The 24645-nt window shown below is 58.6% G+C and carries 22 protein-coding genes and 3 pseudogenes; 15 read left to right on the forward strand and 10 right to left on the reverse strand.

From position 1 onward, the window contains the following. The first annotated feature begins 694 nt into the window (after positions 1 to 694). Positions 695 to 1048, forward strand: coding sequence for a hypothetical protein (locus NKJ57_RS27095; protein ID WP_023730031.1), 354 nt, complete (start codon positions 695 to 697; stop codon positions 1046 to 1048). A 137-nt stretch (positions 1049 to 1185) separates the two neighbouring features. Here the strand turns inward: NKJ57_RS27095 and NKJ57_RS27100 are convergent, their stop codons facing one another. After that, positions 1186 to 2190, reverse strand: a complete 1005-nt coding sequence (locus tag NKJ57_RS27100; RefSeq protein WP_352513351.1) for a glycosyltransferase family 10 domain-containing protein — start codon at positions 2188 to 2190, stop codon at positions 1186 to 1188. 1151 nt (positions 2191 to 3341) lie between these two features. On the opposite strand from NKJ57_RS27100, the gene NKJ57_RS27105 reads away from it, so the two are divergent. Beyond that, a complete protein-coding gene (locus tag NKJ57_RS27105) occupies positions 3342 to 3812 on the forward strand; it encodes a Ros/MucR family transcriptional regulator (RefSeq protein WP_023812675.1) in 471 nt (156 codons plus the stop codon). 226 nt (positions 3813 to 4038) lie between these two features. Here NKJ57_RS27105 and NKJ57_RS27110 read toward each other — a convergent pair whose 3' ends face one another. Beyond that, entirely contained in the window at positions 4039 to 4251 is a 213-nt protein-coding gene (locus NKJ57_RS27110; RefSeq protein WP_352513353.1) for a cold-shock protein, read from the reverse strand. Between the two features lie 344 nt (positions 4252 to 4595). On the opposite strand from NKJ57_RS27110, the gene NKJ57_RS27115 reads away from it, so the two are divergent. After that, positions 4596 to 4850, forward strand: coding sequence for a hypothetical protein (locus tag NKJ57_RS27115; protein WP_352513355.1), 255 nt, complete (start codon positions 4596 to 4598; stop codon positions 4848 to 4850). An 897-nt stretch (positions 4851 to 5747) separates the two neighbouring features. Here the strand turns inward: NKJ57_RS27115 and NKJ57_RS30930 are convergent. Then, complete coding sequence (locus NKJ57_RS30930) at positions 5748 to 5936, reverse strand: hypothetical protein (protein WP_502902068.1); 189 nt, start codon at positions 5934 to 5936, stop codon at positions 5748 to 5750. Between NKJ57_RS30930 and NKJ57_RS30935 the strand changes: the two genes are divergently transcribed. Next, complete coding sequence (locus NKJ57_RS30935; RefSeq protein WP_502902064.1) at positions 5925 to 6098, forward strand: insulinase family protein; 174 nt, start codon at positions 5925 to 5927, stop codon at positions 6096 to 6098. The genes NKJ57_RS30930 and NKJ57_RS30935 overlap by 12 nt on opposite strands. A 544-nt stretch (positions 6099 to 6642) precedes the next feature. Then, positions 6643 to 8100: an NAD-dependent succinate-semialdehyde dehydrogenase gene (locus tag NKJ57_RS27125; protein WP_352513356.1), complete on the forward strand. Its 1458-nt coding sequence runs from the start codon at positions 6643 to 6645 to the stop codon at positions 8098 to 8100. A 978-nt stretch (positions 8101 to 9078) separates the two neighbouring features. On the opposite strand, the gene NKJ57_RS27130 is transcribed toward NKJ57_RS27125, so the two are convergent. The 3 genes from NKJ57_RS27130 to NKJ57_RS27140 form a co-directional block, all read right to left on the reverse strand. Then, positions 9079 to 10383 (reverse strand): lysine N(6)-hydroxylase/L-ornithine N(5)-oxygenase family protein, encoded by a 1305-nt coding sequence (locus NKJ57_RS27130; protein WP_352513358.1) that lies wholly within the window; start codon positions 10381 to 10383, stop codon positions 9079 to 9081. 246 nt (positions 10384 to 10629) lie between these two features. Continuing rightward, positions 10630 to 10779 carry a hypothetical protein gene (locus NKJ57_RS27135; RefSeq protein ID WP_352513360.1) on the reverse strand — a complete coding sequence of 50 codons (150 nt, stop codon included), beginning with the start codon at positions 10777 to 10779 and terminating at the stop codon, positions 10630 to 10632. Between the two features lie 882 nt (positions 10780 to 11661). Next, positions 11662 to 11880: a hypothetical protein gene (locus NKJ57_RS27140; RefSeq protein WP_352513362.1), complete on the reverse strand. Its 219-nt coding sequence runs from the start codon at positions 11878 to 11880 to the stop codon at positions 11662 to 11664. A gap of 95 nt (positions 11881 to 11975) precedes the next feature. Between NKJ57_RS27140 and NKJ57_RS27145 the strand changes: the two genes are divergently transcribed. The 8 genes and pseudogenes from NKJ57_RS27145 to NKJ57_RS27170 all read left to right on the forward strand — a co-directional run bounded on the left by NKJ57_RS27145 (position 11976) and on the right by NKJ57_RS27170 (position 18306). Next, positions 11976 to 12656 (forward strand): OmpW/AlkL family protein, encoded by a 681-nt coding sequence (locus NKJ57_RS27145; protein WP_502902065.1) that lies wholly within the window; start codon positions 11976 to 11978, stop codon positions 12654 to 12656. A 381-nt stretch (positions 12657 to 13037) separates the two neighbouring features. Continuing rightward, entirely contained in the window at positions 13038 to 13364 is a 327-nt protein-coding gene (locus NKJ57_RS27150; RefSeq protein ID WP_502902069.1) for a hypothetical protein, read from the forward strand. Then, positions 13265 to 13489, forward strand: coding sequence for a hypothetical protein (locus NKJ57_RS30940; protein ID WP_502902066.1), 225 nt, complete (start codon positions 13265 to 13267; stop codon positions 13487 to 13489). Before NKJ57_RS27150 ends, NKJ57_RS30940 begins: the two co-directional genes overlap by 100 nt. Further along, complete coding sequence (locus NKJ57_RS30945) at positions 13414 to 13620, forward strand: hypothetical protein (RefSeq protein WP_502902063.1); 207 nt, start codon at positions 13414 to 13416, stop codon at positions 13618 to 13620. The genes NKJ57_RS30940 and NKJ57_RS30945 overlap by 76 nt, the downstream gene beginning before the upstream one ends. A 603-nt stretch (positions 13621 to 14223) precedes the next feature. After that, positions 14224 to 14739: pseudogene (gene ectA, locus NKJ57_RS30950) on the forward strand (diaminobutyrate acetyltransferase); the annotation flags it as partial. Positions 14740 to 14817: 78 nt separating this feature from the next. Further along, positions 14818 to 16125, forward strand: a complete 1308-nt coding sequence (ectB, locus tag NKJ57_RS27160; RefSeq protein ID WP_502902067.1) for a diaminobutyrate--2-oxoglutarate transaminase — start codon at positions 14818 to 14820, stop codon at positions 16123 to 16125. A gap of 10 nt (positions 16126 to 16135) precedes the next feature. Next, positions 16136 to 16528 carry an ectoine synthase gene (locus NKJ57_RS27165; RefSeq protein WP_352513366.1) on the forward strand — a complete coding sequence of 131 codons (393 nt, stop codon included), beginning with the start codon at positions 16136 to 16138 and terminating at the stop codon, positions 16526 to 16528. Between the two features lie 290 nt (positions 16529 to 16818). Continuing rightward, entirely contained in the window at positions 16819 to 18306 is a 1488-nt protein-coding gene (locus NKJ57_RS27170) for an aspartate kinase (protein WP_352513368.1), read from the forward strand. On the opposite strand, the pseudogene NKJ57_RS27175 reads toward NKJ57_RS27170, so the two are convergent. From NKJ57_RS27175 to NKJ57_RS27185, 4 genes and pseudogenes are all read right to left on the reverse strand, one after another. Beyond that, positions 18250 to 18617, reverse strand: a pseudogene (locus NKJ57_RS27175) (transposase); the annotation flags it as partial. The gene NKJ57_RS27170 and the pseudogene NKJ57_RS27175 overlap by 57 nt on opposite strands. A 1371-nt stretch (positions 18618 to 19988) precedes the next feature. After that, positions 19989 to 21236, reverse strand: a complete 1248-nt coding sequence (locus NKJ57_RS27180) for an ATP-grasp domain-containing protein (RefSeq protein WP_352513370.1) — start codon at positions 21234 to 21236, stop codon at positions 19989 to 19991. A gap of 215 nt (positions 21237 to 21451) precedes the next feature. Then, a pseudogene (locus tag NKJ57_RS30955) lies at positions 21452 to 21638 on the reverse strand (hypothetical protein); the annotation flags it as partial. Positions 21639 to 21849: 211 nt separating this feature from the next. After that, positions 21850 to 22200: a hypothetical protein gene (locus NKJ57_RS27185; RefSeq protein WP_352513372.1), complete on the reverse strand. Its 351-nt coding sequence runs from the start codon at positions 22198 to 22200 to the stop codon at positions 21850 to 21852. A 555-nt stretch (positions 22201 to 22755) separates the two neighbouring features. Here NKJ57_RS27185 and NKJ57_RS27190 point away from each other — a divergent pair. Both NKJ57_RS27190 and NKJ57_RS27195 read left to right on the forward strand, forming a co-directional pair. Further along, entirely contained in the window at positions 22756 to 22932 is a 177-nt protein-coding gene (locus NKJ57_RS27190) for a hypothetical protein (protein WP_352513374.1), read from the forward strand. Between the two features lie 81 nt (positions 22933 to 23013). Continuing rightward, positions 23014 to 24645 carry a N,N-dimethylformamidase beta subunit family domain-containing protein gene (locus tag NKJ57_RS27195; RefSeq protein WP_352513376.1) on the forward strand — a complete coding sequence of 544 codons (1632 nt, stop codon included), beginning with the start codon at positions 23014 to 23016 and terminating at the stop codon, positions 24643 to 24645.

Consider the following 24645-nt stretch of genomic DNA (forward strand, 5'->3'; position numbering starts at 1 on the left):
TCAAAGCACGCCCTGAGGGCGGCTTCGTAGATTCGGTCACTGCGATCTTCCAGCCAAGGTTGAGAAAGTCGACAGCATCCGCAAGACTGGCAATCTCTTGCACGATGTGCGCTGCACGCCTTGCGAAAAGTGAGCTTCTGAAACGTCAGGGTTCATTCGTTCCTCCTGACCTGCTGATTGCGTAATCGGCCTTGTCGACACCCGCCGACTGCACATTGTGATGTCACCAACGATGGCGGTTTCAATACCTAAGCAACGACGGTCTATACGACAGTATGGATGTCGTATCGGAATAGCCGTTCTGCCTTTATCGATCGTCACACCGGCATATAGCTCCGCTTCTACGAACATCCCATCACGCGAGGACGGCGCGGCGCTTGAGCAGGTCCACCCGCTGTAACTGCCTCACACCTTGATTCACAGATCCTAAGCGATGACCATGTTGTCGTCATCATTTGACGGGCGCGGGGAGCCACCGCAAACTGTGCGGTTGCCAAGGCGTAATGAAGTGAATTGGAATGATCTTCGGTTTGCGAAACACGCACGTCCGACGCAGCTTGCGTTGACAGAGGCGGTTTTAGGCGCAATAGCACTTCCGCTGGCCTATTTTGTGGAGTTCAATTGTGGTTCGGCCAAGGGCGCGGGGCGCCGGATCGGCCCCTTGTAAACCTAATTAGAGAGAGAGAGACCCTGCATGGAAGAAATCTTACCGCGCATCGCCACTGGTGCCGGCATCGGCCCGGCTCTCGCAGAGAAGGCCGTTGGGCTAATGCTGGGGTTCCTGCGGAGCCACGCGGCCGACGGTCCCGGCGCGCGCATGATCGAGGCCATTCCGGGAGCTTCGGAATTAGTAGCGAAGTATCATGGCGACGACCCAGAGGGTGGCGGCCTTATGGGGCTCGGGCAGCAATTGATGAGTGAGGGTCTCAGCATGGCAAAGATCGCCGCCCTCGCCAACGAGACGATCGCCTGCGCCAAGGAACATGCCGGCGACGAACTCGTGGACGAGGTTCTCAATTCCGTTCCTGGCCTTCCCCAGTTCGTCTGATCAGCGGCAGCGGGGGGCGCATCACCTTGTGCGCCCGTGCCGGCCCGTCTGCGCAGCAGGCATTCTCCGCCAAGCGTTCCTCACCGATCTCGCCAGACCACCATCCGCCGGGCACGCGAAGCGAGCGTTGGAGTACTTCATTCGTCTATCGAAAAATCAACCTCAGGCGATTCGATGTGTATAATTTCTGGCGGCAAGGGTTTATCCTGAACGCTTTCGATGAAGCCCGCGAGATAAGCAAACGTATTGTATTTCTCGAGGACTAGCCGCTTCGCCTCTCTTATTGCGCCGCGACGTTCCTTCCAGAGGTCTGAGTTGATGATTTCTTGAATTTTTTGGATTACGTTCTTGTCCTCTGGGTCAATCAGAACCATAGAGTCCGAAGGGAAGAACCTCGTGATTGCCGGGCTGCCGTAATAGATCGGCATTGTTTCAGCGACGAAGCAGTCCATAAGCTTCTCTGTAAAATAGTAATCAGCACGAGTATTCTCGAACGCTATACTGTAACGATAAGGTGCGAGTGCGTTCCATTTATCTCCAATCAGCCGAAAACCTCGGCCGAACAGGTCAAAATCGAGCTCCTTTCTTAGCCGTTCCAGAAACGCCAGCCGATACCGATGTCCTTTAAGCAGGGCGATGTTACTGGTAATCCATGAGAGCCGAAGCGGCTTGTCCACGACTTCGCTGACCAGAAGTTGGTCATATGTCTTGTTTACAGACCAAGACCGAGTGATAGGTGGAGACAAAACGAATCGACGCTCTGCATTCTTCCGAGCAACCAGCTCTGCGTCAGACGTCAGGACGATAGTATTTTTCCCCTGCCCTTCATGAAATGCACGATGAGCTTTCGTCGGCGGTTCGCCGATTGCAAAAATTGTCCTGTTTGGGCTCGCCTCGATATCAACAGGGAGCCCAAAAAGAGAAGCAGAGTTAAAGACAATATGCCAATCGGGCACGAAGGATGTCGTGCGTACAAAAGCGACATTGTTCCAGATTCCACTGCCCTTTGGAGTGAGATGGTGGATTGCATCATCCAAAACGCCCCAAGAATCTAGACATGTAGCAACAATGGGCGCCGGGCGTTCCGTCAACAATTTGGCCGACAAAGCAGTTCCACTCCCTTCACTCGTGAAGGTACTCAATCGCCATTCAGGATTGCGGTAACATCGGGCAGCATAAACCTTCCGGGACCTGCTGTCGAGGCAATTGTCGCTTTGCACTTGACCAGGTTCTTCCTCGCTTCGTGTGGTGATCAGGCCGGCTGAGTGGCAGCATGCGTGCCTAAGGAGTTCGCAGCCGGCGCTGCCTAATGGTACGTTTGATCGTCTTCAGGCGGTTGATCAGCCCTTCCGCCTCGGCCGTTCTCCACGGCAGTTCAATGGCATCGCGAACGGAGTCAACGTCACGGCGTAGGACCAGACCGAAACGCGTGATGGCGATGAGCCGGGTGACGCCAAGTCGATCGAAGTGCCGAGCTTGCCCAACTCACAGGCCCCGCAAAACGCCGCGGAAGGGCATGGCAAGCCTGCGCATAGTGGCAAACTCATGTCATCCCTGCTTCAGGACGTCGACCTTTCTGGCCTGGTTGATCGTCAGCACATCCGGAGGCTTCATGCAGAGGGCCTCGGCGACTACCGGCGAGATCACACGGCCGGTCGCGGCATTCCGTATGAGGACGCGTCGCTGGCTGGTTGATGCGTATGATTGATGCAGGCGGCTCACTGTCCTTGCCCGGCCTCTCGGCGCGGCGCCAACTTGCGAGAAGCCGCTCCAGATTCGAGAAGCTGCCCGTGTCGCCGCGCTGTTCGATATCGTGGAACAGATGTCGTCCGCAGCGATTGCCGTCTCTCGAGGACCGGCTAAGAAACGCCTCGAAATACATTGATGTCCTTGGTTACCAGCGGCGGTTCCCAGCCCCTTGGAAGAGCGGCTCACCGGGCGATGAACTTACATTTGGCCAGTGCCAATGAACGTCCATCGCCCCCACGCCCGCCAGCAAGCGATCACGATCCCTCGATTTCACAGTCCAAAGAAGTAAAGCGAGACAAAAATAGCGCGCTTAGCCTCGAGGCTACTAGCAACTTCGGCGCAAAGTTAGAGCGGCACGCGCCACGCACCTCGGCAGGGTCGCCAACAACGAGTGGCTCAGCGGTCACAACGCGAAATATGGCGCATCGATGTCGCTTCTGGACGAGCATTGGCAATAACGCTGTCGAGACATTGTTGCTTTCAGCGGCAACCGGCCCTATGAAGCGACGCTTCGCTGACTATGTTTCACCGCCTGGAGAGTTTCATGACAGAAGAAGCCGGAAAAAACGTCGACACCCTCATTGAGCTTGCCGCCGATGTCGTGTCGGCCTATGTCTCCAACAATCCGATCCCGGTGGGGGATCTCCCTGCCCTCATCGGCCAAGTGCATGCGGCTCTGAGAGCGACGGCCGGAGGTGTCTCTGCACAAGAGCCGGTTGCCCTTACGCCTGCAGTCCCGATCAGGAAGTCGGTGACACCGGACTACATCATCTCCCTTGAGGACGGGAGGAAATTCAAATCGCTCAAGCGCCATCTGTCGACCCACTATGGGCTGACGCCGGATGGATATCGGGCCAAATGGGGCCTGCCCGCGGATTATCCCATGGTCGCGCCGAACTACGCCGCGGCGCGCTCGTCATTGGCCAAGACGATGGGGCTCGGCCGCAAACCGAAGGCGCCGGAAGCGCCGGAGCCTGCGCCGACGAAGCGAACCCGCAAGAAGGTCGCGGCTTGATTTCGGCAATCGAGATTCGTTCTGGAGCGTTGCAGCCATCGGCTTAATCTGCGCGTCATATAAAAGGCGGGGCCAACCCCGCCTTCCTTTCAAACAACTTTGTTTCATGAGGAATTCGCGACGCCTGCAGCAATCTGCTGCCCTCAGTTTTTGCTCGCTCCTATCGAGCGGCCGTGAGGACCTCCGGACCTACGTGCCTACTCTTGCCAGGACGCAGGAGAAAATTTCAACCAGCTTTACTGAGGCTGCCAGCGGAGGATTTGCCAGTGCGGCGATCCTGCTCGATCTCATAGTTGATCTTCTGGCCGTCAGCGAGGGTCGAGAGGCCCGCGCGTTCGACAGCGGAAGTGTGGACGAAAACATCCGGATCGCCATTGTCGGGCTGGATAAATCCAAACCCCTTGGTGCTGTTGAACCACTTTACCGTTCCAGTCGGCATATACGCGTTCCTCTCTAACAATTGCAACGTGGGCAGGCCATTAGGCCTGCCCGACTCATAGCCGAGACTTGGGCGCAGCAAAAAGCGAAAAATTGTTAAGCCACGATCAGCTGGCGCACTCCATTGTGGCCGTGGTCGCCAGCAAGCACTGTCCTACACTACCGCTCGAGCATGGCCGGAAGCGCCTGAATCTTCCAACGCTCCTCAGCGCCACGTCTATGGCTCGTGTTTGGAGGCACGGGACGTAAGGCCGACCGCTGCTCGTGCCGCAGGTCAAAGGCCGGGTAGTTCACGGAACTACCTTCGTGCATAACGGCTTGGCAAGCGCATGAAGGAGTTTCGATTTGGATTGTTTCAAGAGGGTCGAGCGGTTGATTGATGCCACCAGCGTGGAAGCGATCGATAGCGCGCGCGTTTTGCTGGACCAATTCAACGGCAAGTCAGAAACAATCTCCCAAGCGATTGACGAGTTCCTACTTGATTTCATGACCTTGCTGTTTGTGGTAGAAGCCACCCGCGAGCAGTTCCACAATCCGGCGAGGCGGTTAGCGCGCATCAGATTGAGCAAGGTCAGGCTGTTACTCACGCGATGCTCTTGACCTAAGCGACCACTCCGCCAGGCATGCATTTGCAGCCGAGCGCACCAGGCGGTATTTTACGCACATGAAATCAATCGCGACCGCTAAATTCTGCTGTTTGGTTCCCAGGGACGACGGCAAGCGCGGACAGCTTCCGTGCTGCTGTCCTGCAGCGGCAAATGTGCTGCATGCCCCCATCCAAGGCGAGCTCGACGTTTGTTTCTTACGTTGACCAAGGTCCCGCGAAAACACTCCCCTTCCCGCAGCAACTCATTACGTTCAACGGCCTCGCGGCAGGCCATCACGCCAGAAGAGAGCAACGGCACCGTTTTTCCCGCCCAGTCCTACGACCTCGTTTTCCAGCGCCTCGCGAATGTCGCCACCCGCCGTTTTTTTTCAGGTCCGTCTTCGCGCGCGAGCTGATTCGCGCCCACTTAGCTACGCTGCTCACGCCTCTACCCTTCAGCACCGCCCGGTCTGACTGTCGAGGACATCGGTCCGCTGGAGCGACAACATTTCAATTCTGACCGTCGGTGCAGCGGCCTTCGAAGCGCATCCTTTACCCCTCCCCGGCAGCGCGCCTAATCGTCTTCCGAAGGAAGAAGATATTCGCAGCCGTGCTCGCGTCGCCTTCAGCCCTGTTCGATCGCCCACAATGTCGGATGCGCAACATGGCAGAGCCCGATTTGTCAACAGCCTCCATTGGTTTTCTGATCTGGCACGGTGCATGCCCGGTCGTCCGCAAGACGTCGCGGACCAAGGAAAATCCCTCCAATGGCCACCTTCCCCAAGAACACCGCCGCAGGTCTCCTGGGTCCATCCGAAGGTGAGGCTCGAGTGAGCCCTGGGCCCATGACTCATCTGGCTCGGCGCCGCCCGCCGATCCTCCCACGGGGAGGCGAAGACGCAGCGCGTTCATCAAAATGAGGAACAAATCACTTTTGCCTCGAACCCTTTGCCTTGCCAAACGGAGCCATCGATCGCCCCTAGCTGCGCAAGGCGTTTACTGCCACCGCCCTGGCCCCAGTGACGACCGCTCCGGCTCTGGCCGCCACCGACGGCGGCAAGATCGCGGATTTCCTGCTCGGCAATGGCATGGGTCGACATCCCCGATCACCGCGCGCCAATCGTCACTCATATGGTCTGGTACAAGGTCGGCAGCGCCGACGAGCACCCGGCAAATCCGGACTTGCCCATTTCCTCGAGCGTCTGATCTTCAAAGCGACCACCAACCGCGCCGACAGCGAGTTCACCGAGCCGTCTAAGTGAGTGGCGGCTACAATAACGCCCTCACCGCCTATGACTCGTTTTGGGCGAGATGATGGGCTTCGAGGCCGATCGCATGTTCAACCTCATCCTCAACGAGGATAATATCAAGACCGAGCGAAATGTGATCCTGGAGGAGCGCCGTTGGCGCAGAGAGACGAACCCGCAGGTCTGCTGGACGAGGAGGTCAACACGACATAGGAGATGGAAAAGCTGAACGGCACCGACGCATTCACGATCTACAACAAATATTGCCGACCGAACGACGCGGTGGCCGGCACGTAGAACCAGGCGCTGGCCGCGAAGACCTTTGGCAGGGTTGTGCGCGGGCCGGACCCGCCCGCGCGCAACCGCCGGTCGAGCCCGGCTAGTAGAACCGCGACTCATCTTCTAGCGAATTCAGGTATTCTCCCTTTCCAGTTGGCAACCGTGGTCTGCTAGCTGTCTGGCCGAGGTCCTATGAGGAGCTTGGACGTCCGGACTACACACCGAACCTGCTATATACGCCTGGCGTTGAGGAGGAAACCGATTGCCCCTGTGCCCGCCGATGATCCGTCACCTGAGATCCCCTGACCTGTTTGGACCCATCGATCGCCTGCCGGCACTTGGCACGCGGATTAGAGAGCGGACATTCGAGGTCCTCAACCCGTCGACCGGCGAAGTGCTGGCAGAACTACCTGACATGGGAGTCGAAGAGACATGCGCTGGAATCGAGAAGGCCTATGTCGCGCAGCCTGGATGGGCAGGGTTTACCGCACGTGAGCGCAGCGATGTTCTATGGCGATGGCATGAGTTGATCATCGACCACACCGACGATCTCGCTGCAATTCTCACCGCGGAGATGGGCAAGCCGCTTGCCGAGGCCAAATCGGAGATATCGCATGCTGCGGCGTATCTGCAATGGTACGCCGAGGAGGCAAATCGCGTCTATGGCGAGACGATCTCCGCACCATCGACGGACCGCCGAATGCTGGTGATCAAGCAGCCCATCGGGGTGGTCGGCACGATAACCCCATGGAATTTCCCGGCCTCGATGGTGGCGCGCAAAATCTCGCCAGCCTTGGCGGCGGGCTGCACGATTGTCCTCAAGCCCGCTGAACAGACGCCGCTCGTGGCTGGAGCAATGTTCGCCCTCGCCCATCAGGCAGGCTTCCCCGAAGGCGTCGTCAACCTGATCTATGCGTCCGAAGGTGACGCGGTCGGCCGCGAACTTTGCACAAATCCCAAGGTCCGCAAGATCAGCTTCACCGGGTCTACTGAGATCGGGCGCTTACTTATGCGCCAGTGCTCGGACCAGATCAAAAAAGTCAGCCTAGAGCTCGGCGGCAATGCACCCTTCATCGTCTTCGATGATGCCGATATCGATGCCGCGGTTGACGGTGCGATCCAGGCGAAGTACCGCAATGCCGGCCAGACCTGCGTTTCAGCGAACCGCCTTTACATCCAGTCGCGCGTTCACGACGAGTTCGTCGAGAAATTCGTGGAACGGGCTCGCCAACTTCAAGTTGGTGACGGTTTCGCTCCCGGAGTGGACATCGGGCCTCTCATCGACAAGCAGGCTTTGGCCAAGATTGAATCCCATATTGCCGATGCCGTAGCTAAAGGCGGCGCAATTCGATGCGGGGGCAAACGCGTCGGCACGAATGGCACGTTTTTCCAACCAACGGTCCTGACCGGTGTCACCAGCGAGATGACCGTGGCGCAAGAAGAGACATTCGGGCCGCTCGCACCGATTATTCGCTTCAACGATGCGGATCAGGTCGTGCGTGATGCCAATGAAACGATCTACGGCCTCGCGGCGTATTTTTATGCCTCTAACCTGAAGCGTGTCTGGCGTGTCGCCGAGGCCTTGGAATATGGAATGGTCGGGGTAAATACCGGCCGGATGTCTTCGGAAGCGGCGCCGTTCGGTGGGATAAAACAGTCCGGCATCGGGCGGGAGGGATCCCGCCATGGCCTCGAGGACTACCTCGAAATGAAATACCTCTGCATGGGCGGCATCTGAAGCATCGGCTTGCAGGGTTCACAGACGGGTTACCTAGCGAGCGATCTCCAAGTTTGTGAGTTGTTAGGATTGCTGCTCGATTGGGAACTGAGCGGCGGCTCCGTACCCGAAAAAAAGCAATCCTGAGGAGCACCCTAAAATAGCTGAATGTATCTCTCGACGAGACAAGCGTCTGCATTGTCGGCAAAGACTGCGCGCATGTGACGGAGATAGCCCCCGCTATTGGGGTAGTGGAATCAGCAACTCCTTGAGCCTGCGCAATCTCCGCCAAGCAAATCCGCGACCGCTGACTTTGTGCGCTGATCTTGTAAGAGCGACCGACGCAATGGATCATGGAAATCAAGAAAATTCTCGATCTTAGATTATCCGTCGTCTTCTCGAACCAGATGAGCCATTTATCACCGCTGACACCCCAGCGTGTCATGTCTTGACAAAGGATAGAGATATCTTCCTGAGGCGCTGGAGCGAAGGACCTTCGAGCCTGACGTATCCGTCTTTCTGTAACTTTTCTCTTGTGCATTAGTCAACATGCGAAAAGCCTCCTGTTGGAAAGACTGCTTGGTCGGACATCCCAATTAGGGAAGTCGGGCGCTGGTCAAGTTGCGGTCCACGGAAACAGACTCACGTCATGTAGGACGGCGCTAAGTGCGTCCGCTCCGGCGGATAGTGTCCGCAGAAGATCGGACCGTCTGTGTCAGGCTAAGGGTTTAGGGGCTCCGTAAACCTGGGCTTGATCATCGCTTCACCCGGTCCAGCCACGACACGCACGGCTGAAGGCCGGCACAATCCGCTTGGACCACGGCGCTTTTTCGAATGAGCGACCGTAGGGGAACTGCACGCCCCAGACTATGGGACTCGCCGCTCGGTCCAAGGGCTTGTTCGGTAGCGGTGATATCGGAGAAGCCCTCGGCATCGCCGCAGCGGGGCGGACATCAATCATTCCTTGGATGCCACCGGCGATGATCCAAGGCGTACGAATCATATCCCGCTGCCCATTTCTTCGGCTGCGTGGTCGGGCCAGCTCTCAATCGAGGTATGGCTGATGAAGCCAGGATGCTCGGAGTTCGCGCATGGCGCGCGCCCAAGAAGGCTTTCGAGTATGCGGCGAGCGCGCCAAGCCAGCAAGCTTAGGTTCGGATCGGCCAGGCCGCGCTGCCCGAGGTTCGCGTTTTGTACGAAGATGCGTCTGTCACACGGTCCGTCCCAGCTCACCGAAAAATCCTCGCGAATAGCTAATGCATTGTCGATCTGCTCCAAGCGGCCGATGATCGGTTCCAATAAGCTTGGCACCGCGTTCTCGTAACCGGTGGCCAGGATGATGATGTCAGCCGTGACTTCTTCGACCTCGTCCGTGCCATGCTGCAGGGTCAGCCTGTGACCCGGTCCGGCGTTGATGCAGTTTGAGGCGGTGCAGCCCGGCCGCAGTGTGATGTCGCATCGGTTTGGCTCGAAAAATGCGTGGCGGTACAGCGCCTGATAGATCGCGCGCAACGTGCTTTCCGAAATGCCGTCCGAAGCAAGCACGAAACGGCGCAGGAGCAGCTTACGCTGCGACTCGCTCATCGCCGCGAAACGATCGGAAAACCAGGGCATGAACAACTCGTTTGTGAACGGGCTGTCGTCGAGAGGCAGGTAGTTCTCACGCTGCGAGACCCAAGTGATCGAGGCAGGCCGCCGTTCTTTCGGCAGGCCGACAAGGTGCAACATCACCTCGGCTCCCGACTGGCCTCCGCCAACCACGCAGACATGCTTTCTCCGCAACTCAGGATGGATGTGCAGTAAAACAGATGAGTGGAACAGGTTGCGTCCAGTCCAGCCCTGAAACTGAGGCGGAATTTGCGCCTGCTTGCCAATGCCAACCACGACGTTTCTGGCGCCGAGGGCCGTCTTATCCGTCCTCACCCGAAACTCGCCGTCAAAGCGGATTTCGTGCACTGTCTCGCCGCCATAGACAAGTGGGTTCCTGTGAAAGGCCCAGTTCAGGTACTGCTCAAACTCAGCTCTGAACACAGCCTCGAACTGTGCGTTCATGAAGTGGTACAAACGCCCGTTCTCGTGCAGGAAGTTTACAAACGTGTAAGCTGATCTCGGATTCACCAGTGTGACCAGATCCTTGAAGTGGCTGACCTGGAGCTCCGAGGAATCGAACGCGATGCCTGGATGCCAGCGGAAGTCGGCCTGCCTATCCAGGAACAGTGCCCCTTGCCCAACTTGCTCGTGTATCTGACACGCAAGACTCAAATTAGACGGCCCAGCACCGACTCCAATGCAAGATAGCTCCACTTGCTTTGCTCCTATAGGTTTTTTCCCACTCGGCGGGTTGTTCGCGGCGAATATCGGCCACAGCGATTGGGCTCTCCCTCGCGGGCGTTTTCGAGCCCCGGTGCCGACCGGATTTGCGAGAATTGTCCTGCGCGTTCGGGTTGTCGAATGTAGACCCGAGCACCAGCGCGGTGACAATCGACGGGTACCGGCTACGTGGGGCAACGATGTATGTCCTTTCCGCACGTCTGGATGCCCGCGTCGCCATCACACGAGACGCTTTCCAAGCCCATTCAGGTGTTTGAAGCCGGCGCAATCGCCCGCCTCAACCATGGCGCGCCGGCCTTTCGGCGGCTTGATGGCAGGCGAGAGCGCGGTTTTCACTGCGGCGACGGCATTTTCGGTGCGCATGATCATGGAGAAGGTCTCGCTGATGCGTTCGCATTACCCCATGCATGGGCCGTGCCAGAGAAGGAAAACTCTATTTAACAATGGTTGGCGGATTTGCGATCCTGTCGGAAATCGGACATTGAGGGACGCCTCACGGCGGCGCTCGATTTGCACGTCGATGTCGCCTTTTTCCGAATAGCTAATCGGGCACTTTCTGCACCAGAATACTTCTCTTATGGAGACCAGCACGACGTCTTCATGAACGGACAGTGCAGAACCTTGTGTCTCTGCCGGACAGATCGCGATCTGCCTCTCCCATCGAGGTCGGCAGTTGCAAGAGCTGCAAGATTCTTCGCCCTATCGTGCCGTTTCACTGGCTCGATCCTGACATCCTCGGAGGCCGCGATCATGAAGAGTGACGCAATCTCATGTCCGCGGCGAGGCCTCTCTCAGAGCGAAGCAATTCTCTATGTTGGTGTCGCATCGATGCTCTTGTGAGATGGTTGCGGATGGGCGCATGCCCAGACCTAAGCGCATCAATGCTTTCCGCCATGTGGGACCTTCACCAACTGGATTGTCGAAATCTGTAAAGATAGCCGGAAGACAATTGCGTTATGGCCACTCTGCCGGTTCCAAAAGCACGTGCGCCATTCGGTCCCTGCGACTCAATCCAGGCGGAGGGATGAGGCCGCAAAGCAGCCTTTTGCGCGCCCACCGGTTGGCCAAGATGGAGCCATCGTAAACGCAGCTATTTGATGATCGCCGCGCGGAGTCTTCAGGCTGTGCCGCGCCCGGCACCGGCGACGTAGTGGTCGTCGATGGCCCCGTCGCCGATGTCGATCCGAAGCTCGGGTTTCGCGGCTTCACTGCTTATTCCGTAGTGCCCACCGAGTGGCACAGGACGTTCTATTAGGCGGCCACGGCGGCGTTCGTTGTCGGATCTTCGACGATGTCGGACATGAGACACAGCGCCATCAGGGCGATCGCATTGTTATGAAATGATTTTCTCATTTGGCACGACACCTGCAGCACAGTCCGCAAAACGCGCTGCGGCAGGGAAAGAGGAGAAATCATCCCATGATCATGAGTGCCGAACATGCGGTCGCAGCCGCGAAGCAAACCGGGCATCAGCGCTCCGCCAATATCAAGCAATTGAGCAAGATTTTTCGTAAGCAGTCCACATTTCTGAAGAGCAAGGAGAAAATATCATGGCGAGAAACCAAATGCGCGCGGCGCGGGGAGTAACAGTGGCCGTTGTCCTCATTGTGATGGGACAGCAGGCCGTCGCGGCGGACTTTGCGCAGGCGGGGAGCGTCCCGCAGGCGGGAGCCTCGGTCCCGGAAGCGCCAAGCCCTTGGCAGTTCCGCCTGCGTGCGTTGGGGGTCGTCACTGAGGATTCGGGCTACGTCAATGCAGTGCCCGGCTCCGATCTTTCGTATTCGAACACCGTGACGCCGGAACTCGATATCTCCTATTTCTTCACGGACAACATCGCCGCCGAGCTCATACTCGGCACCACCTATGCAAACATCGGGGGCCAAGGTACGATCGGCGGGCTGGGCAACATCGGCAAGATTTGGCTGCTGCCGCCTACGCTCACATTGCAGTATCATTTTACCAGCTTCGGCGCTTTCAAGCCCTATGTCGGCGCCGGCGTGAACTACACGATATTCTTTAACCAGGATGTCGGCAGCGCCGACGCTCTCAATGTTAAGAACACGTTCGCGACCGCGCTGCAGGTCGGGTTCGACTACATGGTGGATCAGCACTGGGGCGTCAACTTCGACGTGAAGAAGCTTTTCCTCAAGCCAGACTTCGACGTCACGGTGGACGGGACGAAGCTGACGGGGAAGGCCGAACTCGATCCATGGTTGATCGGAGCAGGTCTCACCTACCGCTTCTGATTGCGAAAGGCGAAGCGGATTGCCGACATTGAGCTGAAATGAAGGGCTCTGCGGTCGGCCATGCCCTCGTTTCCCCCGTGGCTGGCGCCCCGCGGGTACAGGACGCCTCTCAATGACCCGGGCGGCCTACACCCCTGTTTGCCGATCAGTCCTCAGCCGACGGGTGCTCATCCGTGGACGGCCCCTCTGCTTGCAACACTTGGTTGGGATAGTTTGATCGGATCGCTAGCGCTCGTACGGCCGGCCTTTTGGCGCGCGGATGGTGAACGCTGGCCAAGATGGGCTTCACGAATAGCAAGTTCCAACACGTACACGGCATTGGATGCCGGTGAGCACCCCGGAATGTCTCGCCCGTCTCGGTTGACCGGTGGGGCCATGCCAATGCCGATGATCCACGGACGGTCTATCGATGAGGCTGTCCAGGTTACGGTGGAATGTCCGGACGGCGGCAGCGAGTTGACGCACGGCCAGACCATATCATCGGCCAGCGGCCCGGCCATTTTCACCGCGGAACGGACGGCACTCAATTTCTGTCTCATCTTGAGCGGCATCGCTACCTCGACGGCATCGATTGTCAATGCGCTCCGCGAGTACAAGGTGAAGGTGGTCTGCATCCGCAACATGATACCCCGACTGCCGGCAGCGAAAGATACGGCCGCGCTGCTGGCGGCACCAATGATCGTTTCGGCCTCGACGACGCCATCCTGACCAAGGACAACCACATCGCCATGCCAAGGCGATCGATCCGATCGAATTCGTGCGCCCGATCGCGCTGGCGCGCATCATCATGCGGAAATCGCATCTCCGTCTCTCCGCCGGCTCCGCGGCCATGACCGACCACGCTGCCGACCGCGGTCAGCCATCCGATCGAGTGCCTCGTGCCGAGGCGAGCGGGCGAAATGCGTGGACATGGTCGAGGACGCGAGAAGATTGTTCGCCATGTGCAAACAGAGAGGCTGTTTGAGGTTCAACAGTAAGGAGAGTCTCTAATACGCCGATCGGTCAGACCATCTCTCCGGCCCTGCGGTTACGCCGGCAACACGTCTGCTATGGAGCAGCGCAATCTCGTCCTTCACTGTCTTGGTGACGATTTAGGTGAAGTGACCGTCAATGCCGCTCTCGCGGTCGAGCGAGGCATCGACCAGCCGGTGATAGGCGCCGACGTTGCGCACGATAATCTTGAGCACATGGTCGACCGCACCACGGGCCAATAGGACACGATTTCGGGGATGTCGCGGATGGAGCGCTCAAAGCGGCCTAAGTCGGCCTCGGCCTGTCGGAGTGGCGGGCCTGCTCCGCTGACCGCAAGATGAACCGCTGCCAGTCCCGTTGTTTAACCCCATCGCCATTCCTGAGAAAATGCCGGACAAACGACACATACTGCGTGTTTGTCGAATCCGCGACACATTGTTTCGGCTTGGCTGACTGCTGCACTCCGGGTCAAGTCATAGAACAAACTCAGAAAAATATTTCTAAAGCTGCTGGGGCGCAACTGGCACGAGATTTGAAATTTCCTCCTCGTGAAAGGCGACGCGTGGTGGCACTGGTGTTCGCCCGGAGAATTCGAATGGTCAGAGATAGCCAGAGCTTCTCGTTGCCCCGCACAGTCCAGTTGTCGGGAGTCACATTCCGAGAACCGACGGAGATTAATGCAGCCGACATATGGGAACTCATCGCGAAGTGCCCGCAACTAGACCGCAACTCGCTTTACTGCGAGCTCCTGCTCTGCGCTGATTTCAGTGACACGTGCGTGCTCGCGGAACGAGCTGGTGAAGTGGTTGGCTGGCTGGCGACTTATCGGCGGCCGAGCGAGCCATCGACGCTCTTCATTTGGCAGATTGCCGTGCATCCTGAGGCACGCAACATTGGTGTGGGCAAAAAGCTGATCATCTCAGCCCTGAACAGGCGATCTTGCCGCGGGGTGACCCACATTAACGCCACGGTGACGCTCAGCAACAGGGCGTCCAAATTGCTCTTCGAAGGTGTGGCTCGGGATCTGCGCGCGCCAATCCGGCAGGCTGTGCGCTTCGACCGCGATATCCATTTTAAGGGACAGCGTGAGAGCGAGTACATGATAGCCATCGGCCCGATTGAACGCTCCATCGGCCCGGCGGGCCTGCCCGTCGATCTGCCAAGCCAATGCCTAAATAAGGAGGCAACGATGACTGACGGAAACGCATCAGATTGCGTGGGTGAATTCGCGATCTTCAACCATCTCGAGTCGGAAGTGCGCAGCTACGCTCGCAGCTTTCCCGTCGTTTTCTCGACAGCGCGGGGAGCTCAGCTATTTGCTCGAGATGGGACAGCCTATCTCGACTTTCTCATGGGCTGCTCGAGTTTAAACTATGGACACAATCCCCCCGAGCTGAAGTCCGCGCTCGCAGACTACATTGCGAGTGACGGCATCACTCATGGTCTCGATCTGTATAACGAAGCCAAGGAATCCTTTCTGCGAGAATTCCACGAGACGATCCTTACGCCGCGACAACTAGACTACGTCGTGCAGTTTCCTGGTCCAACCGGCACCAACGCGGTCGAGGCTGCCCTCAAGCTAGCGCGCAAGATCACTGGTCGGCCCAACATCATAGCCTTCACCAACGGCTTTCATGGTGTGAGCCTTGGCGCTCTCTCCTGCACCGGCAACCGATTTCACCGCGCAGCCGCCGGCCAGCTGCTCGGCGGCGTCACGCGACTACCCTACGATGGCTACCTCGGATCCGCTGTAGACACCGCCGATTATTTTGATCGCCTCCTATCGGACCCGTCCAGCGGTGTAGACGCACCGGCGGCGGTGATTGTCGAGACAGTTCAGGGCGAAGGCGGCCTGAATGTCGCCGGCACGGAGTGGCTGCGCAAAGTCGCAGCCATTGCGCGCAAACACGGAGCTCTGCTGATCATAGACGACGTTCAAGCGGGTGTTGGCCGGACGGATGCGTTCTTCAGCTTCGAGGCGGCTGGTCTCCGCCCAGATATTGTCACAATGGCCAAATCGATATCGGGCTATGGCCTGCCTATGGCCCTCGTTCTAATTGATCGACAACTCGACAAGTGGGAGCCCGGAGAGCACAACGGAACGTCCCGCGGCAACTGCCATGCTTTCGTCACGGCGCGCGCAGCTCTCGAGCACTTCTGGCGCACGGATAGCTTTGCAGCGTCCGTTAGGGAGAAAGGCAATCTGCTGAAAAGCCGGCTTGATCAGATCGCGCGCAAGTACGATCGTGGGCGAGTGTCAGTTAAAGGTCGTGGTATGATGCGGGGCATCGACCTGAAGTCTGGCGAGATTGCCGGGCAGGTCATCAGCACCGCCTTCCAGAAGGGCCTCATCGTCGAGACCGCCGGCCCGAAAGACGAGGTCGTCAAGTGTCTGCCACCTCTCGTCGTTCGCGAGGATCAGCTTAGCCAAGGCCTCGACATCCTCGAGGGCGCTATCGAAAGCGTGATCGGCAGCACAGGGCACATGGTAGCGTAAGAGGTGAAACATGATCGTCAGGGATTTCAATGAGGAGAAAATGACAGCCCGGCGGATCCAGACAAAGGCCTGGGAAAGCGTGCGGTTGCTCCTCAAGAATGATGGGATGGGCTTCTCCTTCCATATCACCAGGATCCATCCGGGCGCCCGGCTCAAGATGCACTATCGGAACCACGTTGAGGCGGTATACTGCATCTCTGGAACGGGTTCTATCGAGGACACGGAGGCGGATGAGATCCATGTCGTGAGACCGGGGATTATTTACGCGCTTGATAAGCACGATGCTCACCTGCTGTGTGCCGAGACTAAATTGGTGTTAGCCTGCGTCTTTGTCCCTCCATTGGCCGGCAGCGAGGTGCATGATGAGACCGGCTCGTATCCTCTCGACTTCAAGGCGATCTGATGTCGCCTCAGAGAAAGTTAATAAGCGCCTGGATCGAGAGTGTTCGGCTCCTCCGCCTCCCCCGCGTCGCTCGTCTGCTACACGCCCAGCTTCCCCAGGGCGAGCACGTCCTCAGACCAGGAAAGCACGACGACGCGTGGATTCAATCTACTTCTCACGGCGTTTCCGAGAATCTCCGCACGGCATGACAGCTTCGCGAGCATCCACGATGTCTTGCCGCGAAATAGCCGCTGGTGCTGCGGGTTGTCACCCGACCCGCCCACCTCGCCAAAAGAATTGGAGGTGATCTCTTGCCGAACCGCCAGTCTAGTGCTCACACGGTCGAGAAGATCGGAGGCACATCAATCTCCAACACCGCTGCCGTACTTGAGAACGTCCTAATCGGAGGACGCAAGGGAAGCGCACTCTACAACCGCATATTCGTCTTATCCGCTTACAATGGGATGACTGACCGGCTTCTAGAGCACAAGAAAACTGGGAAGCCAGGCGTCTATGCGCTTTTCGCGCGCGTCAGATCAAGATCGGCTTGGGCTGAAGCTGTCGCAGAAGCCCATCGGGAGATGAGGAGGATCAATGCGGAGATCTTCGGCAACGCGCCGGAAAGGCGCTTCGCCGACGATTTTGTGAGCGACCGCATTGAAGGAGTGCACGGCTGTCTGTTGGATCTTCAGCGAGTTTGCTCCTATGGACACTTCAAGATCGAAGAGCACCTGAATGCAGTGCGCGAGTTTCTAGCCGCGCAGGGCGAAGCCCACAGTACCCACAACACGGTTCTGCTCCTCAGGGCACTCGGCGTGGAGGCGATGTTCGTAGACATGACGGGCTGGCGCGACGACACTGAAATGAGCCTTGACGCGCGAATTGGGACAGCTCTATCCGCGATCGATCTGAGCAAGCAGCTGCCAATCGTCACGGGTTACGGCCAATGCCCAGGTGGGCTGATGCGGCTCTATGGCCGTGGCTACACCGAGGCCACATTCGCGCGGATCGCGGTGCTAACAGGCGCCAGGGAGGCTATAATTCATAAGGAGTTCCATCTTTCGACAGCCGACCCCAAAATCGTGGGTATTCAGCGGGCCCGGGCTATCGGTCGCACCAACTATGATGTCGCCGATCAGCTCGCCAACCTCGAACTGGAGGCGATTCATTGGGCCGCGGCCAAGGAGCTGCGCCATTCAAACATCCCTCTTAGGATCAAGAACACATTCGATCCTGACTGCGATGGAACCATCATCACACGCGACTACGTCTCCGACACACCTCGGGCAGAAATTGTCGTGGGCTTCAGGGGGGTGTATGCCTTGGAGATCTTTGACCAGGACATGGCAGGCGTGATCGGTTGCGGCGCCGAAATTCTCCGAACGTTGAAGGCCCATGCGGTCCGTGTCGTGACCAAGACATCGAGTGCCAATACCGTCACGCATCACCTCGCTGCGGCACCTGAGGCAATCACGCTCGCTGTCAAGGCGCTGGAGGAAAAGTTTCCAACGGCGAACATCTCCACGAGAAAAGTGAGCATTGTCTCGGCCATCGGAAGCGCCCTCAATGGCCAGAGCCTAACGGCCGTTGCTGTGCAGGCGCTAGCGGATGCTTGCATAGATGTCCTGGGAGTGCAGCAGCTAATGCGCAACGTGGATATAATCTTCATAGTGGATGAAGTACGCTTGGACGACGCAGTTAGGGCGCTTCATAGCGCCCTGATAGAAGATATCGACTGGGTCTTACCGCGAAGTCTTCCGCCGCTCGAACGCGCTAGGCGCGGACAGTTTTTTGAATAGGATCGTAGCTGCCAGGGAGACGACGGCAAGATAATTCCTGGCTGTTTTCTCGAAGCGAGTTGCGACGCGTCGGAACTGTTTGAGCTTAGAGAAGCAACATTCGACCAGGTGGCGCTGGGCGTAGAGGTGCTTGTCGATAGGTGTTTTTGAGCCCGCGACGGGTTGTTTGGGATGACAGCCACGGCGTCTTTGTCCGCGATCACCTGGCGCAGGCGATCGGCGTCGTAGGCAGCGTCGGCCATGACGACCGGGCAATCCCCCTGTTGGCCGGCGGTCAGGGTGAAGCGCACCGGGCAGCCGAGACCTCTGAGCCAAGAAGTCGCAGAGGCTGCCGATAGAGCACTGTGGACTCGTCGTGCTCAAACGGAGGCAACACTTGAGCGTCATCTACGTGCATCACACCATTTTCTGCGGATCTCCACGCCTAGCCCTCGTCGGCCGTTACTACGTGACGGGGGCGCAGCCGAGATAGAGCATAACGGTCCTGCTCTGGAAGCGGGGAATACTTGGCAGTGATTACATCGACTGACGGCCTGTACTTGGCGATAACCTTCTAGGATTTCTCTCGATCTCAGGCCCAAAATGCCTTGGACACTCGCAAGAATGTTTCGCGCATTCCTGCGCCCTCGCCGAACGGCACGTCCCGAAGGCAATAGAGACCTGCGAGCCACAGTTCTAGCAGAGAGCCATTCCCTTGTGGCCAAACTTGAACAGCCTCGTGGCCGTCTCCTTACCTGTGGACACTTATGAAAACCTTGGTGACTCCAGCTAGCGAAGCTTAATATATACCACCCGTGCCTCCTCAGAATATGAACGTAACCATCCTAGGTGGTGAGGTGAGCTCTCATGGTGAGTTCCGTTGCATCGCTCACGACCTCTTGGGCCGTCACCTCCCTGAGCATTTTTTACATCGATCTCCCGTCTAGCCGCCTTGATGCAGGGGCATGAGGTTTTGGCGGCCATAAGGGCGATCTGGCCGCCTTTGCGGGTTTTTTGGCAAACATCGTCAGGCGGTTTTGGTGAGGTGCAGTCGCACGTGTCGAATTGAGCGACGGCAAAGCGCGCGCGTTTCGGCATTCGCAAGAAGTGCCTTGGCCTTCCGCCGCGAGGTTGGTGACGATGAAGCGGGGTGTCACTTTGGGCGGCGGCCTCGAGTCAAAGCGCGCGGTCGTGCGGGCTTCCAGGTCCGCGACATGCTTGCGCCGGGTTGGCGGGCGGTACGCCGAGGATGAGTCGACATGGTTGGCGCCAGCATCAGTCGATGATCTGGGCGGCTGCAATAAGTGACGGTCGGCCCGGATCAGGATCCGGATGTTCGGCCAGTGCTCCGGATCGCCCGCAAGAGCCGGCGCAGGTGAGCGCGGATCTAAGCCCACTTGGCCCGTCGCAGGACAGCAGCCACGAACCGGGCGTCGCAATCGAACACACCGATCGGCTGGAGTCGTACTCGTCGTGATGGGCGTTGAACAAGGCGGAGCTGCTGATTGCCGTGCACGGCGTCAAACGTTTCGTCGAGTCGAGCACAATCCGCTTCGGAGTCTGCCGGAAGGAGGCGCAGTAGAAGGTCGACCATCGTCTCGGCCGGGGCCGCTCAGCGGGCCGCGTGAATCATTCATGGCCGGTGTGGTCTCCGGAAATGAACGGATCGGCCTTATCCCGACTCCAGCTGGCAACGCCGTCTGCTAGGGATCCGCAGATTGTGCCGTTTCGGTAGACAACGGAAAGGGTGTGATTGACCAACCGATTAAGCCGACCGCTTGCTGCAGCACAGCCTCCGTCTCAGCATGGGTCGGTGAAGTGGCGATGACATGTCCAATGGAGTCTCGGTAATCACCTTTCCTGACAATCGGAGTCTTAGATTCAACATAGAATTTGACCTCGGCTACACCTGGTATACCAGCGGCCTGACTGCCGCCATCGATCCAATCCAGGGTGCCATCGCGATCAGGGAGTAGGATCCGAGCCGCCGCAGTGTGCGAATGCGTTTTGCGCAAATCCCATTCATCGCCGATGACGAGCTTGATGTGCTCGGTGATGAGGTCGATACCATAAGCCAGCTGAATCAATCGGGGATTGGGCGTGCCATGAAGCCGGGGATTGACTTCAATGACGACTGGGCCACGCTTCGTCCACCGGAATTCAATGCCCGTTGGCCCCCAGCCAAGGCCGAGAGCTCGCAAACAGCTCAGCGAAACATCTACGATACGCTCATGCTCGTCATCGCTCAGCAGGGCCGGAAAGGTGAACTCACGATAGACAAAATGCGGTAGAGGGCCGAAGTCACCGATGCCAATTCCAATGATCTGATCTCCCATTATGTCGGCGCCATACATGGGCCCTTCTGCGAATTCTTCGACGAGTATCCTCGGGGCAGAAGGCCATGTGTGCTGCCCGCCCAACAGATAGTTTGTGTGTTCGACTACATCATCGGCCGTGCGGCACAATCGGACACCGACGCTGCCGCTGCCCGCCGCTGGCTTAACTATCACCGGCAGTCCGATCTCCGCGGCAGCATCCTCTGCCTCCCCTGCATTGGCAGCCAAGCGATAACCAGGGATGGGAATGCCCGCCTCCGCGAGGAGCTGACGTTGAGCGTACTTGTCGCAGCATAGTTCAATTGAATCAGGGTTCGGTCCCGGTAGATCGAAATGCCGGCAGAGCTTACCAACTGTTGCATAGAACTGGTCGCCGGCGCACGTAATGCCAGCAATGTCATAGGTAGTCTGTAGACGAGAACATTCGTGGATCAGCGCATCAAGATCGTCTGTGTCGACACTGATTCCCCTAATTCCTTCCGCCGCAAGATAGTTGAACCGGGCTGCACCAGCCGACAGAGCAAGTGGATAAAGGCCAAGACGCCGGGCAGCTCGAACGTACAGCGGACTGATATCCCCTATACCTTCAACCAGGATGAGCGCTCTTTCTAACATTGCTATTCACTCCAAGTTGCTGCTGTGCGCCGTCATTGCGTAATCATCATCAGCTTTTTCAGCCGTGCCTGACCTCAGACCTTGCGCTGAACGTACCATCGGTAATGATCTAAGACCGCAAAGGTTCTGAGAATTGACATGAACAATGTGTTGCAACGCTTTTAACAGTTATTCATCCGGGCGTGCCGCGCCTGTCTGTGTGAGGAACATGGGTCTTAAGCGCGCTCTATAATCGCACTTAAAGCCTGACTGAAAACTGGGTACGCACCACGGGGAACTGCCATGCGGCGAAGCATGAGGCGGATCGATGCGATGACTATCCATGCCTCGGCGCTGGCGATGGTGCCTCAAAGTGTTGGCGAGCCGGCGACAACGTCCCAGCCAGGCAAAAGTTCGCTCGACGGCTCATCGTCCTATCCTCGTCGAATGTATCGGTTCTAGGCGGCCAAATGGCTCGGCGAGACGGAAATCGACCCCTATCTTCGCATTTGCGCGACGCCGGCAAGAAGGTTAAAGCCCGCAAGCGCGATATCATTACGGACACCGAGGGACACTTGGTCGGGTTGACGGTGCATGCTGAAGGTGGTCGACCACCGCCACAGCGTGCCATCCATCACATCGCCACGTGCAGCGGCAGCGGGCTGATGCCCAGGCCGGCGACGATCTTGCGCCGCACTCTTCCAAACTTGAGCCACGCCAACGACTCGGCGTTCAGCCTTCCTTCGCTGCGCAGCAGACGCGACGGGCCGCAGCGCGTCCGAAATATGGTCAGTTTAAAGGATACGGAGGGCTCACCCCGCAGATCGGCGGGCGTCAGCCCGGCTTTCCGTAAAGGCCTGCGTTGTGGGCCGCATACGAAGCCGAAGAATTCGCGATGGACTATCGCGTGAGCCAGCGCGGTAACGCGCTGGCTGACCAGGCAGATGCCGAAAGATGCGCGGCGCTCCCGCACTTCCTTGGCCACTTCCGCCCTTGCCGCAACCGAGATCGTGATGCTGGCGCGCGGGTAATGCAGTGAAATTCCGCCAGCGCCTGATGAAACAGCGGCCAGACGACATTGGCTTGGCGGTGGCGATCAAGACGCGGCCGGAGGCGTCGTCGCTGAAGCCCCGTATCAGCAGCGGCAGCTGCGATATGCTGCCGAACACACCTCGGCGCTCTGCTCATAGAACAGACGCCCGACATCGGTCAGCTCGAAGCGAGTCGCGCCGGGCTTGAGCAGCCGCCGGCCAACCCTGGCCAAGCGCCTCAACGCGGTTGCTGGCACTGCGTTGCTGAGAGTAAGACGCTCGGCGGCCGGTATGCTTTTCACACCGGCCACGACCGAACGTCCGCAGAAGGTCCGGTCAAGATCCCGGACCAGCCGTTCGGGGCGAGACGAAGCCATTCCTGATATCTATGCTCCCTATTCGGATTATCTATTTGCACATGCTGTCGCAAAGGCAGTCATTGAGTTCAGAAGAAGAGCGCCCGCGTCCAAAGAACAACTTCGCGCCCCATCCAGAGGATAGGAAATTCGATGCTGTTCGACGAAGTCACCTCGCCGCTCAGCCCAGAACTGGCCCACGAGGTCAATGCGGCGATGAAACAGCTTACCGCCGAACACATGGTCATCGTCAGCAACGTACGAGGTGCGCTTTGCCGGCGAAGTGGCGGCCGGGGCTATCATGGAGGGGTGCGTGGTGGTCGAAGATGAGCCTACGGCTGATTTCTTTCCCGCTCTACAGAAAGACCGCACCCGCGCCTTCCTCAAATACCTTTCCGCCTGAGTACGATGATGACCAGATTGATCACGGAATTTCCCGATTTCGAACTGACGCCCGAGCAGCGCCGCGAGGCCGTGCGCGGCCATTACTACGAATGGCCGGGGATGGATGGCGAGCGCGGCGAGATCTGGTGTTACTCCGACCGCTTCTCGTACCGCGCAGGGGAAACCGTAACGCTGCATGTCAGTTCGACGGCCCCACACTTTAACCTTGCCATCGTTCGCGACGGCGGCACCGAGACAAGGGTCTTTGAGCAAACGGGCCTGTCGGCGCGCTGGCAGGACACTCCTGATCAGTGCTCGGTCGAAGGCTGCGGCTGGGAGGCGTCTTTCGAATTTCGCATCGGCGACGACTGGCCGTCGGGTGCCTACCGGCTGACGCTGACGGCGGACGGCCGCGAGCCTATCCACTGCCACCATCTCCTCATGGTCGCGCCCCGGGCCGGCAAGAAACCCGGCCGCGTGCTGCAGGTCGCGGCGACCGGAACCTGGCTGTCCTACAACACATGGGGCGGCTCCAACGCCTATCAGGGCATCACCGGCCCGGGCCGCGATCAGTATGCGCGCATGGTGTCGACGCAGCGGCCCTGGTGCCGCGGCTTCGTCGTGCTGCCCAAGGATGCACCGCGCGTGCCGCTGGAGGTGGCGGTGCCGCCCAAAGCCGTGCCGCGCTACCCCCATATGGAATGGGCTTTCGCTACCGGGCATTCGAAGAAATACACATCCTCCGGCTGGGCGAGCTATGACAGCCACTTCTTCCGTTTCGCCGAGCGCGCCGGCTACCACGTCGATCTCGCCAGCCAGCACGATCTGCACTTTTCGCCCGAAATCCTCGATGGTTATGATTGCGTCGTTTTCGTCGGCCATGACGAATACTGGACCTGGGAAATGCGCGATGCGGTCGACGCCTATGTCGAGCGCGGTGGCCATGCGGCGCGCTTTGCCGGCAACTTCATGTGGCAGACCCGGCTGGAGGACGAGGGCCGCCGGCAGGTCTGCTACAAATACCGGGCGCGCGCCGAGGACCCCGCCTACAGCGGCGACGTCACCCGCGCCACCAACTCCTGGGAAGCGCCGGAGATCGGCCGTCCCGGGGCAATGACCTTCGGCCTCAATGCGACCAGGGGCGTCTATGCCGGCTGGGGCGGCTGCGCGCCGCGCGGCGTGCGCGGCTTTCCCATCTACCGTCCCGAGCACTGGGCCTTCGCGGGCACCGGCATCTATTATGGCGACCTGCTCGGCGCCGACAGCCATATTTATGGCTACGAGGTCGACGGGCTCGATTTCGAGATCCGCGGCGGCCTGCCCTACCCGACACCGGACAGCGGCGCGCCTGACGGGCTGCAGGTGCTGGCCGTCGGCATGGCGAGCCAGGTCGAGGAAAGCGCCGACATCCCGATCGAGGATCAGTTCCTCACCGACGAAGACGGCCGCTTCACCGCCGAGACGCTGTTCGGCGAGGCAAGCGACGCCAATCTCGAAAAAGTCAAACGCGGCAGCGGCATGATCGTCAATTTCCCGCGCGGCAAGGGCGAAGTGTTTCACGCCGGAAGCTGCGAATGGGTCGCCGGCCTGCTAAGGCAGGACCCGATGGTCGAGCGCGTGACCAAGAATGTAATCGATCGCTATCTCGGAAAGTCCTGA

It is taken from the genome of Mesorhizobium sp. M0077 (assembly GCF_040322955.1).
Taxonomy (GTDB): Bacteria; Pseudomonadota; Alphaproteobacteria; order Rhizobiales; family Rhizobiaceae; genus Mesorhizobium.